Here is an 11,753-nt window from a genome sequence, read left to right as displayed (position 1 = left end):
GTCCAATCAAAGAACAGCGGTTAAAGAAATTTAACCGCTGCTTTAAAAAAAGGGGTTGTTTGTTAAATGAGTAAAATAGGCTTACAGTTATTTTCTGTTTGGAAAGATGCAGAAAAAGACTTTTTGGGAACGTTCCAAAAAGTAGCTGATCTTGGATATGAAGGTATTCAATTTGCAGGCTTTTATAATACTCCAGCCAAAAAAGTTAAACAGCTATTAGATGAACATGAAATGGCGGCTGCCGGTGCACATGTAGGGATTCACCAACTATTACAACCAGGATTAGAAAATATTTTTGACTATCATCAAACCATTGGAAATAACTTAATTATTTGCCCGGCTATTCCAAAGGAAATGCGCGAGACCGCTGATGATTATAAGAGAACAGCAGAATCATTAAACAAAATTGGGGAAGCATGCAAAAAAGCGGGCTTCATTTTTGGTTATCATAACCATGACTTTGAATTTGAGAAATTTGGAGATAGAACGGGTCTTGAATTGCTATTTGGTAACACAGAGCCTGATTTGGTAAAAATGGAACTAGATTGCTATTGGGCTAGTTTCGCAGAATATGACCCGATAGAAATTATTCGAAAGTATAGAGATAGAGTCGTGTCACTCCATATCAAAGACATGAAAATTGTAAACGGTAAGAAGGCCGGCACAGAAGTTGGCAGGGGTATCTTTGATTATGCCTCTATTATTAAAGCAGCGAATGAATATGGTGTGGAGTGGTTCACAGTTGAGCAGGAAGAATTTGAAGGTGATCCTTATGAAAGTCTTGCGATAAATGTAGACACTCTTAAACATTTACTGGCGGAGGCTGCGATAAAATGACATCACTAACTCCCCGCTCGGAATATCCAAGACCAGATTTCACAAGAAATGAATGGCTCAATCTTAACGGACCATGGAACTTTGATTTTGATGATCATAATCGTGGTTTAAGAGAAGAATGGTATTTAAATCACCATTTTTCTAATAAAATTATCGTTCCATATGCATTTCAATCAAAATTAAGCGGTATTGAAACGAAAGAATTCCATGATGTTGTTTGGTATGAACGGTGCTTTACCATTCCTGAAGAATGGCAGGAAAAAAAGATCCATCTTCATTTTGGAGCGGTTGATTACCGGGCAACAGTCTGGATTAATGGAAGATTTGTTTGTGCCCATGAAGGCGGGCATACATCGTTTTATGCCGATATTACTGACGCTCTAATTAGCGGAGAAAATAGAGTAGTTGTAAGGGCAGAGGATAGTTCCACTGATTTGGAACAGCCGCGGGGGAAACAATATTGGGAAGTCGATTCTGGCGGAATCTTTTACACAAGAACAACAGGTATTTGGCAGATAGTTTGGCTTGAGCCGGTAAGTCCATCCTACCTTGACCGTGTGAAACTTACTCCGAATATTGATACAGGTGAAGTTTCGATAGAATATATTGTCCAAAATAGGAAGAGCAAACAAGAACTTGAAATCGAAATTACATCCCATGGCCAAATTGTTGTCAATGATAAGGTCCAAGTTCATTTGGTTCAATGGAAAAACAAGCACATAGTTTCTCTTGTGGATTTTGCAAACGGCGAAGGTAAGTTATGGAGTCCAGAAACTCCACATCTTTATCATGTAGAATTCCGTCTCAAAGAAGATGATGTACTTTTAGATAAAGTGCAAAGCTACATTGGGATGAGAAAAATATCTATACAGGATGGAAAAATTGAGCTCAATAATAAGCCATATTATATGAAACTTGTCCTTGATCAAGGGTATTATCCTGAAGGCCTGCTAACAGCCCCAACAGATGAAGATATAAAAAGAGACATCGTATTAACGAAGGAAATGGGCTTTAATGGGGTCAGAAAGCATCAAAAGGTTGAGGAACCGCGGTACTTATACTGGGCAGATCAATTAGGACTGCTGGTGTGGGGGGAAATGGCCAATAGTCATACCTTTACAGACAGGTCAGTAAAACGTATGGCCTCGGAATGGCAAGAAGCTATTGAACGGGATTATAACCATCCGTCTATCGTTGCCTGGGTGCCGTTAAATGAGAGCTGGGGAGTACCGCGACTAAAAAGGGATCCGCGCCAAGCCCATCATTTAGTCAGCATGTATTCCTTAACAAAATCGATCGATTCCTCCCGTTTAGTGATTTCAAATGATGGCTGGGAGCATACCATTTCAGATATCCTGACCATTCATGACTATGAAGGGGAAAAGGAAGTTCTAACAGAACGTTATTCAGCATTGGAGAATGTCTTAAAGTATACTCCAGCGGATCGTTCTTTATATGTAAACGGCTTTCAATATCATAATGAGCCTATTATGATAACGGAGTTTGGCGGAATCGCCTATCAGAAAAGCGACTGGCAGGGGTGGGGTTATACCGCAGCATCAAATGCTGATGATTTTATTAAACGATACTATCATGTGGTCTCGGCTTTGTTGGAGTCGCCACTAATCCAAGGTTTTTGTTATACCCAATTCACAGACATCGAGCAAGAAATTAATGGACTATTAACCTATGACCGACAGGCTAAAGTTGATCTCAATATCATTCGTAATATAAATGAGGGTAGGAAGCTGACCTTTGCTGAATTAGGATGACAGGAGTGTTTTGTTTGTATTTTACAGTTGAAAAAGTTGAGAAATATTTAGGAGAATTGAAGGGTTATATTTACAAAGAAACAAAAGCAATTCCGGCTTTTCAATACAAAGAGTGGGAGTTTGGTGAAGAGGATAAATATGCCTACAAAACAGATTTTGATGACAAAAACTGGGGGAATTTTCAAATTGGAGATTCCTGGGGCGGCTATGATAAATCTGCTTGGTTTCGCACTACCGTCTCTATACCTGAAGAATGGAAAAATGAACGAATAGTCATCCACTTATTAGTCGGCCCTCGTGACGGCGGCGGGTCAACAGCTGAGTCTTTATTATATGTGAATGGTATTCCATTACAAGGAATTGATGTATGGCACGAAGAAGCATGGCTGCCGCCAGAGCTTCTGCAAAACAATCAAATTCAAATTGCTATAAAAGCATGGAGCGGGGTGTTAAATCCACCTGACCGCAGAAGATTTAAAACAGCAAAGCTCGCCTGTGTCGATGGAGCGACAGAAAAATACTATTATTTAGCGCATACTCTCGTAAATACGGTAAAGGTTTTGGATGAGCATGACTTAAGAAGAACAAAAATGCTTCAATTATTAAATGAATCGATGTTAAAGGTTGATTTCTTAAAGCCTGGCACCGATATCTTCTATCAATCGATTAAGGAAGCATATGAATTTCTAAAATCAAAGGTCGATCAATTAGGGGAATTGAATGAATTAAAGCCATTAGTCACAGCACTTGGCCATTCACATATTGACATGGCATGGTTATGGCGTTTAGTTCATTCGCGTGAAAAAGCTTCGCGGACATTTTCAACGGTATTACATTTAATGCGCCAATATCCTAATTACAGATACATCCATACTTCTCCGCAATTATACAAATATTTGAAAGAAGACTACCCTGAAATTTTTGCGAAAGTCAAAGAAAAAATTGCCGCCGGTGAATGGGAAATAACAGGTGGTATGTGGATCGAGCCCGACACAAATGTACCAAATGGAGAGTCCTTAATCCGTCAAATTCAGTTTGGGAAACGGTTTATGAAAGAAGAGTTTGGGGTTGATACAAGGGTCGTTTGGCTTCCGGATGTGTTTGGATACTCATGGGCATTACCGCAAATCATGAAAAAGAGTGGAATTGACAGCTTCATGACGACAAAAATTAGCTGGAGTCAATATAATCGATTCCCATTTGATACGTTTAATTGGCGCGGCATCGATGGAACAGAAATGTTTACTCACTTTATTACCACACCTGAAGAGGGGGCAAAGCAGTATACGTATAATGGCATGGTCGAACCGGCCAGCGTGAAAGGGATTTGGGATGCCTACCAGCAAAAGGAAGTAAACGATGAGCTATTACTTGCCTTTGGCTGGGGGGATGGCGGCGGCGGACCAACAAAAGAAATGATCGAAGCAGCCGAGGCTATGAAAAATCTGCCGGGTCTTCCAAGAGTTCAAATGGATACAGCTGAACCCTATTTTAAAAGGTTAAGAGACCGTGTGAAGGATCAAACAATACCAGTTTGGGATGGGGAATTATATCTAGAGTATCACCGGGGGACCTATACATCGCAAGCGTCATTAAAACGGGCTAACCGAAAAGCGGAGTTTACCTATCACAATGCGGAATGGTTAAGTGTCCTTGCTGATCAATTAACTCATCAGTCAAATTATCCACATACAGCATTAAATGAAGGCTGGGAGATGTTGCTTCTTAATCAATTCCATGACATATTGCCTGGTTCATCCATTCGTCAAGTGAATGAGGATGCGCGGAAGGATTATGCTATTGTCCAAAATATTGGGGAAAAGGTTCTTAATGAAGCCAAAAGTTCGATTGAACAAAACATTCAAATAGAACAGGACGGCATAGTGGTTTACAATTCTCTTTCTTATCAACGTGATGGGTTCATTGAATTGCCAGTGTCACGATTCTTTACAGAAGAAACCACCATCGTTGATGAAGCAGGAAATGCACTCCCAGCACAAGTAATCCAAGAGGCGAATACACAAAAGGTGTTAATTCATGCGAATAACGTACCAGCACTAGGATATAAAACCTTTAAATTAAGCAAGGGTTCCATTTTACAGTCTGGAATTGTGGTGAAGAAGGATTATATTGAAAATGATTTTTATCAGATTCGTTTTAATGAGAAAGGCCAGATTATTTCCTTATTTGATAAACGCGCAGCCAGAGAAGTTCTTGCTGCAGGTGCAAGGGGGAACATCCTACAAACATTTGAAGATAAACCGATGAATTTTGATGCTTGGGATATTGATCTTTATTACCAAGAAAAAATGCGCGAGGTTGATAATTTAGCGGCAGTTGAGGTTCATGAAGAAGGTCCTGTTCGCGGAAGCTTAAAATTCATTTGGAAATTCTATGATTCTACTATTACACAATATATAAGTGTTTATAAAAATTCTCCTAGAATTGATTTCCGCACGGTGGTGGATTGGCAGGAAAAACAGACCTTATTAAAAGCAGCGTTCCCAGTTAATATTCGTTCAACAAAAGCAACCTATGATATTCAGTTTGGGAATATAGAACGCCCTACTCATTGGAACACCAGCTGGGACCATGCTCGGTTTGAAGTGGTCGGACATAAATGGGTGGACCTTTCCGAAGGGAATTTCGGGGTGAGTTTATTAAATGACTGTAAATATGGTCACGATGTTAAAGAAAATGTTTTACGGTTAACATTAATCAAATCTGCGATCAGCCCTGATGAGACAGCGGACCGTGGCATTCATGAATTTACATATAGCTTAGTACCGCATACAGGGGATTGGCGCGAAGGAAATATTGTGAAAGAAGCGTATAACCTAAATGTTCCGTTATTAGCAGGTGAACTTAAAGCGAATCAGACTGGGAGCTTACCAGCAACACATCAATTTGTAGAAATTGACAATGACCATGTTCTCCTGGAAACCGTCAAAAAAGCGGAGGATGATGAAGCAATCATTGTACGTTTCTATGAATATAAGCAATATAGGAATCAAACAAATGTCTCCTTTGCAAAAACAATTAAAAAAGCTGTGGAATGCAACTTAATTGAAGAAGAAGAAAAGGAAGCAGAATATCAGAATCAGACCCTTTCTTTCTCTGTCTCTCCATATGAAATTAAGACATTTAAAATCTGGTTCTAACTTTAAAATGAAAGTCAAAATAGAAATGGAGACAACGATGGTAGAATTAAGATTACTAAAATCGGAATTCGAGTACGCACAAGCGATTCAATTAGCGGATAGAGTCTTCCGGGATGAGGATCATATCTCAATGGGGGAGGCCTTCCCCCTAGTATTTTCACCTGAACTAAATCAATCATATGGAGTATTCATTAATAATGAACTAGTCTCCTTTATTGGGCTAGTGCCTTCAGTTATTCATCTAGATGCTGCTGAGATTCAAGCCTATTCAATAGGTGCCGTTTGTACCCATCCAGGCTATCGTAAAAAAGGCTTTGCCAGCATGCTTTTAGATAAGGTGTTTACACATGTTCAGAGGGCGGATGCTTCCATTTTATTTGTATCAGGCAGTTTACCAATATATATAAAAGCTGGCTGTTCCTTTTACGGTAAATTAAATAAATATGAAATAAATAAGGGAGATTTACAAGTAAGGGGTGACTTCTTGATAAGAGAATTATCCCCATTTGATTGGTTTTATTTACGGAAATTAGGTCAATCTCGACCTGTTTATTTTGAACAAAGTATAAATGATTTTTCTATCCTGAATAAGGCGGCTGGCTTTGCCAGTATCCTTAAGATGGAACACAAGATTTTGGCTGCTGAATCTGAAAATAAATTAAAGGGTTTTATCGTTTTTGGTGTTCCAAATTCATCATCAAAATCTGGAGAGCAGCCAGCACGGGTGATTGAATGGGGAGGGGAGCCGGAAGCGGTTAAAGCTATTTTAGCTCAAGCCTTCGAGAAAGGAATAAGTTCATTGAAATTTTCCATTCCTGCATACGAAAAAGAGCTTAATAGACTCCTAGACACGATTGAGAAAACTGCAGCACCATTTCCAGGCACTAGTAAAATTATGGACCTAGATTTGTTATTAAAACAAATACAACCTTTCCTTCATGGAAAAATCAAAATAATAAATCATGATATGAGAAGCAAAGAACTAATATTTAACCAGAAGTCAGTAGTCTTAGATAATGTTTCGTTAGAAAAATTAATCCTTCAAGGCGATCCAAATCTTGACGCTTATTTAAACGATATTTTTCCCATACCGCTTCCATTCCCTGAAGGCTTAAACTATGTATAAGGGGTTATGAAATTATGAGTACTATATTAATCCGTAATGTTCGTTGCGTAAACGAACCTGAACATAATCGTAAATCCCTGCTTATTCGTAATGGTAAAATTGAATCGATCCATAATGATGAAGAATCCTTAGTTCGTAAGGCTGATTCTGTCATTGATGGAAATGAGCAATTGCTGATCCCTGGCATGATTGATGTACATATACATGGGGCGGATGGTTTTGATATGATGGACGGCAACATCGGTAGTGTGGAAGCCGTTTCCAGAGCCTGCGCTCGAACAGGCTGTACGTCTTTCTTAGCAACATCCGTATCGTCTTCATTACATGACCTGCTTAAAATGATAAGAAATGTAAAAGAGGCGGCCGGGAGAGAACCCGGCGCCGGGATCGTTGGCCTCCATATAGAAGGACCCTATTTAAATGTGAAGCGTAAAGGAATGCAAAATGAGCTATATTTAAGGCATCCTGAATTGGATGAAATGAAAATCATTTTAGAGGCATCTGGTTCATTGCTGCGAATGGTGACCCTAGCTCCGGAACTGCCGGGCGGTCTTGAAATGATCCGTTTTTTAAAGAAGCAAGGAATCATTGCGTCGATTGCTCATTCTGACGCAACCTATGAAGAAGCAAAAGCTGCATTTCAAATTGGTGCCAGCCATGTAACTCATTGCTTTAATGGAATGCGGCCTATTCATCATCGTGACCCAGGGGCGGTCATCGCTGCTTTTGAGGATAGTGCTGTTAGTGTACAAGCTATTGTTGATGATGTGCACCTCCACCCAGCCATTGTAAGGTTAATGTATCGGGAAAAAGGCCCAGATCATATGGTGCTCATTACAGATGCTCTTCAGGCTATGGGGATGGGGGATGGAACCTACTTATTCGGAGGGCATGAGGTGAAGGTGAGTCACGGAGTCGCTACATTAAGTGACGGTACACTTGCATCAAGTACTGTCACAATGAATCAAGCAGTAGAGAAAGCAGTTCGATCGGGAATCCCTTTAAAAGATGCTGTTACAATGGCAACAAAGACACCTGCAGATATTTTGGGATTGTCCAATAAAGGCAGGATTGACCCAGGGGCAGATGCGGACTTAGTCCTTATGAATGACCAATTCGAAGTGTTGTGGACTGTTGTGAATGGAAAAATGGTCTATAGACGAAATTAGAGAAACTTTCACGATGAACAGGCATGAATCCACTTAGCTGGATTCATGCCTATTATTTAGGAAATAAAACCACGTAAATAGTCTATCGAACGTTGAACATCCTCACCCATCGTCCGGCGCGGCTGAATACTGTCGGGATGCCATAGTTCGAGTACCAGCCAACCGTTATAGTGAATGGAATCTGCAGAAGTCATAAGCGAAGAGAAGTCAATATCTCCTTCAAGCAAGTCTTCGGATGGCAGGTTCCCATGTTGATTACGTAAATGAAAAGCATAAATCCTTTCTGGATAGGTGTTGACCCACTCAATCGGATTGCATCCAGAAACAAAAGCCCAGCCAGTATCAACGCAAAGTCCTACACTCATATCTGCATATTGGACGACCGATCGCAGGTCACCTGATGCATTGTGATTGTCAGCAGCATGATTATGCAAGCAAACCCTTAGCCCCAACGGGGAAACAAGTTCAGAAATACGGGATAAGTTTTCACCTTGCTGTTTAAAATGGTCCTCCGACTTGGCAATAACATTTTTCCAATTGATAGGGTCAGCATTTAGTAACAAATCAGAACCTTCAGCTGCTGCTAAACGTTCGGCGATTGGCAAAACAGACCGCTCCACATCAAGAGTGTTAAATGGTACATGTAATGGGAGGCCAATATAGGAGGCTGAGACTGCCAAACCATAGGAACGTGCTAATTTAAGTTTTTCTGTATCAGCATCAATTTCAACAGCATCTAGTCCTGCTTCAGCACAAGCACGGAAAAGTTCATCCCATTCAGGTGTCTTTCCATCTCTTTTCCAACGCTCAGCCCAGCCATACATATTTGATGAAAATCCTCGAATGTTCAAATAATTACCCCCTTCTGAATTAAATTAATCGTTTGTTTTTCACTCATTCTCGCGGCATTATATAGGGAGGTAATACAGTGGAAATTATTCAGAACCTGCTGATTGACGTTTGCGTGTGAGTCAAGTCCTCTCACTTTTCGATAAAAGTGAAGAAGAGGGTTTTCAAAAATAGTGAACTCACTTCGAGGTCCGGTTTCAACTTGTTCTTCAACAATTTTCCCCTGCTTATCGTATCGTCTGAAGACAGGCTGTCGTGAATCGAATGGCGTCCAGCGAACTGAGCCTAATGTCCCTTCGATTTCCGCCCGTACGTATTCCTCACCATGAGCACATGAGGCTCGTTCATAATGAACATGGACAGGATGATTATCGGAGATGTATGTCATAGATGCTCCAACATGTGTTTCCACATCAAATGGTGTATCAGAGGGGTCAATTTCTGTTATGGGTTTGGCCGTCCAAGCGGAGTTTACCTCAATAACGTCCGGATGGAGTATGTCATTCAAGGTGGCAAAGTCATAAGGTCCCCAATCCATTAGAACACCTCCGCCGCTTTGGGTTGAATCAAGAAACCAGCGGCTTACAGGCTGGTATTCAATTCCGGAACGGCTTCGTTCCCATTTGTTTACAAATGTAACATGATAAATATCTCCGAGACAGCCGGAGCGAATGATATTTTTGACTGCTTCCATGTTAGGCATTCCCTTAAAGCGTACGCTGCAGCAGCCTAGTAACCGATCATGCTTTTCTGCAAGCTGAACCATCTCTTCGGCTTGTGATAGATTCATAGCAAGAGGTTTTTCACAAAGGACATGGCGGTCAGACTTGACTGCCAACTTTGCTGGATCTAAATGCGCCAATGGAGGGGTGCAGATGATTACGATATCATCATTTTCGGCCGCTTCAGAGTTAAGCATTTCTTCCACGTTTGTAAAACCAATTGCTTCAGGGAACTGATCACAGAAAGCAGCCAGTGCGATAGGATTTGTATCAGCCACTCTCAATTTAACCGGTTCGGAAAGTTTCTTTGCCGTTTCTGCATGTGTACGACCGATGACACCCGCGCCTATAATATATAATCTCAAAACAATCACCTCAGTTAGAATATGGTTCCACTCTAACATAATCAAAAAATTAGATTCTCCTCCAATTAGGATAAATACTAATCAAATTGTACAGAGGAAAATTTGTTAAAATAGTATAGGGGTGAAAAAATGTACGTTGAACATTTACAATTACAACGCTCGTTTGCATTTTGCCGAGTCTGGGGGTCAGATGAAGAGCATGATTTACATATTCATGATTGTTTAGAAATTGGGGTTGTGCTTAAAAATGAGTTGGAATATCAGTTTAATGATCATACTTACATTGGCAGGCCAGGAGACGTGTTCTTGTGCCGTCCTTTCGAGCCTCATTGGAGTTTTTCTAAACCTGATCAACCGTTCGAATGTATTCTTGTTCTATTCACACCCTCTTTCGTCCATAAAATTCCAGATGGTAATCAGCTGATTAAGCCCTTCTACACCACGAAAGGTGTTCAGCCCTTAATACCTGCTAACACGAATTTCGCAAAAACAATAAGTAAAGCAGCGACTTTAGCTGTGGAAGCTCAGGAACAGGGGAAGGAAGCCTGGGTGACTCATCAATTCATGCATTTGATTGATATTTTGTTACAGGTGAATCAGTATGTAAAAGAATCTCAAGCTACGGACGTTCACAAACTACCGCCTTCTGGAATTGTTGAAGCCGTGGGGTACATGCTTGATCATTATCATCTGCCTCTTGATATTGAAAAACTATCATCGCAGGTAGGATTAGGGAGAACAATGTTTTTTAAAGAGTTCCGCCAGTTGACAGGCCTGACTCCCAATGAGTTTCTTAATCGGCTCCGGATACAGAGTGCTAGCGATTTACTTCGTACCACAAATAAAAGTATGATTGATCTCGCCTTTGCAAGCGGATTTCAGTCATTAAGTGCCTTTAACAAGCAATTTAAAAGATATACCGGCCAAGCTCCACGAGAGTATCGTAAGAAGTCTAATACATAAGAAAACCTTTTATTTGCATTATACAGATGGATAAGTAATAGTTATACTATCTAGGTAAAGTTCAAATTAAGAAGGAGATAAGCAATGGCAAATCATAATAAAAATAAGAAAAAAGAAGCAAAATCATCATCTGCCTTTACTTTTTGGATGGTTGGATTGGTTGCCGTTTTTATTTTAGGTTTCATTTTTCTAGGCAATCACTCTAAACAACAAGATAAAACCACATCTACAAAAATTAATTATAGCAATCAGCCATACATTGGTAAGGAATCAGCGCCTGTTTCAATTATTGAATTTGGTGATTATAAATGCCCTAATTGCAAAAACTTTGGCAAGGATGTTGTACCTATTATTCAGAAGGAACTAGTTGATACCGGTAAAGCAAAGTTTTATTTTATGAATGATTCGTTTATTAACGTTGATTCCGAACGATCAGCAAAATTTGCGGAATCCGTATACGCGGAACTTGGCAATGATACGTTTTGGAAATTCCATGAGCTCCTTTACGAAAAACAGCCCGAAGATACCAAATATGAGAAAATGGACGTTTTTACAGAAGAATTTTTGACTAATACCTTAAAAGAAATGGCTAGCGATAGCGATGTTGACAAGGTCGTAAAGAACTTTGATGCTAAGAAATCCAATGATGCTTGGCAAAAAGATATGGATTACGCTGAAAAATTAGGTGTTACAGGTACCCCAACCCTTTACGTTAATGGGGAAAAGTTTGAAGGACAAACCATTGATGATTTAAAAGACATGGTTGAAAAAGCTGCAAAGGGTGAATAA

Annotated in this window: 9 protein-coding genes; 7 read left to right on the top strand and 2 right to left on the bottom strand. The window is 40.0% G+C overall.

Annotation, left to right across the window (positions count from 1 at the left end):
• The first annotated feature begins 66 nt into the window (after positions 1 to 66).
• The 5 genes from AC4QJR_RS22875 to nagA are packed head-to-tail and all read left to right on the top strand — an operon-like array spanning position 67 to position 8,065.
• Positions 67 to 837 carry a sugar phosphate isomerase/epimerase family protein gene (locus AC4QJR_RS22875; protein WP_496524275.1) on the top strand — a complete coding sequence of 257 codons (771 nt, stop codon included), beginning with the start codon at positions 67 to 69 and terminating at the stop codon, positions 835 to 837.
• Positions 834 to 2,609: a glycoside hydrolase family 2 protein gene (locus AC4QJR_RS22870; RefSeq protein ID WP_496524274.1), complete on the top strand. Its 1,776-nt coding sequence runs from the start codon at positions 834 to 836 to the stop codon at positions 2,607 to 2,609. The genes AC4QJR_RS22875 and AC4QJR_RS22870 overlap by 4 nt, the downstream gene beginning before the upstream one ends.
• 14 nt (positions 2,610 to 2,623) lie before the next feature.
• Positions 2,624 to 5,770 carry an alpha-mannosidase gene (locus tag AC4QJR_RS22865; RefSeq protein ID WP_496524273.1) on the top strand — a complete coding sequence of 1,049 codons (3,147 nt, stop codon included), beginning with the start codon at positions 2,624 to 2,626 and terminating at the stop codon, positions 5,768 to 5,770.
• A 37-nt stretch (positions 5,771 to 5,807) separates the two neighbouring features.
• Positions 5,808 to 6,896 carry a GNAT family N-acetyltransferase gene (locus AC4QJR_RS22860; RefSeq protein WP_496524272.1) on the top strand — a complete coding sequence of 363 codons (1,089 nt, stop codon included), beginning with the start codon at positions 5,808 to 5,810 and terminating at the stop codon, positions 6,894 to 6,896.
• A 14-nt stretch (positions 6,897 to 6,910) separates the two neighbouring features.
• Entirely contained in the window at positions 6,911 to 8,065 is a 1,155-nt protein-coding gene (gene nagA / locus AC4QJR_RS22855; RefSeq protein WP_496524271.1) for an N-acetylglucosamine-6-phosphate deacetylase, read from the top strand.
• Between the two features lie 56 nt (positions 8,066 to 8,121).
• Here the strand turns inward: nagA and AC4QJR_RS22850 are convergent, their stop codons facing one another.
• Together AC4QJR_RS22850 and AC4QJR_RS22845 are read right to left on the bottom strand one after the other, a co-directional pair.
• The gene (locus AC4QJR_RS22850) at positions 8,122 to 8,916 is read right to left on the bottom strand and encodes a sugar phosphate isomerase/epimerase family protein (protein ID WP_496524270.1); all 795 of its coding nucleotides are present in this window, start codon (positions 8,914 to 8,916) and stop codon (positions 8,122 to 8,124) included.
• Positions 8,913 to 10,040, bottom strand: a complete 1,128-nt coding sequence (locus AC4QJR_RS22845; protein ID WP_496526727.1) for a Gfo/Idh/MocA family protein — start codon at positions 10,038 to 10,040, stop codon at positions 8,913 to 8,915. The genes AC4QJR_RS22850 and AC4QJR_RS22845 overlap by 4 nt, the downstream gene beginning before the upstream one ends.
• Positions 10,041 to 10,130: 90 nt before the next feature.
• On the opposite strand from AC4QJR_RS22845, the gene AC4QJR_RS22840 reads away from it, so the two are divergent.
• Complete coding sequence (locus AC4QJR_RS22840; protein ID WP_496524269.1) at positions 10,131 to 10,964, top strand: helix-turn-helix domain-containing protein; 834 nt, start codon at positions 10,131 to 10,133, stop codon at positions 10,962 to 10,964.
• 84 nt (positions 10,965 to 11,048) lie between these two features.
• Entirely contained in the window at positions 11,049 to 11,753 is a 705-nt protein-coding gene (locus tag AC4QJR_RS22835) for a DsbA family protein (protein WP_496524268.1), read from the top strand.

The organism is Neobacillus sp. BP17, assembly GCF_059579525.1.
This window is presented reverse-complemented; position numbering and strand designations above follow the sequence as displayed.

Coding starts and splice junctions, on each gene's coding strand:
- AC4QJR_RS22875 (WP_496524275.1), top strand. CDS start 67: ATGAGTAAAATAGGCTTACAGTTATTTTCTGTTTGGAAAGATGCAGAA.
- AC4QJR_RS22870 (WP_496524274.1), top strand. CDS start 834: ATGACATCACTAACTCCCCGCTCGGAATATCCAAGACCAGATTTCACA.
- AC4QJR_RS22860 (WP_496524272.1), top strand. CDS start 5,808: ATGGTAGAATTAAGATTACTAAAATCGGAATTCGAGTACGCACAAGCG.
- nagA (WP_496524271.1), top strand. CDS start 6,911: ATGAGTACTATATTAATCCGTAATGTTCGTTGCGTAAACGAACCTGAA.
- AC4QJR_RS22845 (WP_496526727.1), bottom strand. CDS start 10,040: ATGTTAGAGTGGAACCATATTCTAACTGAGGTGATTGTTTTGAGATTA.
- AC4QJR_RS22840 (WP_496524269.1), top strand. CDS start 10,131: ATGTACGTTGAACATTTACAATTACAACGCTCGTTTGCATTTTGCCGA.
- AC4QJR_RS22835 (WP_496524268.1), top strand. CDS start 11,049: ATGGCAAATCATAATAAAAATAAGAAAAAAGAAGCAAAATCATCATCT.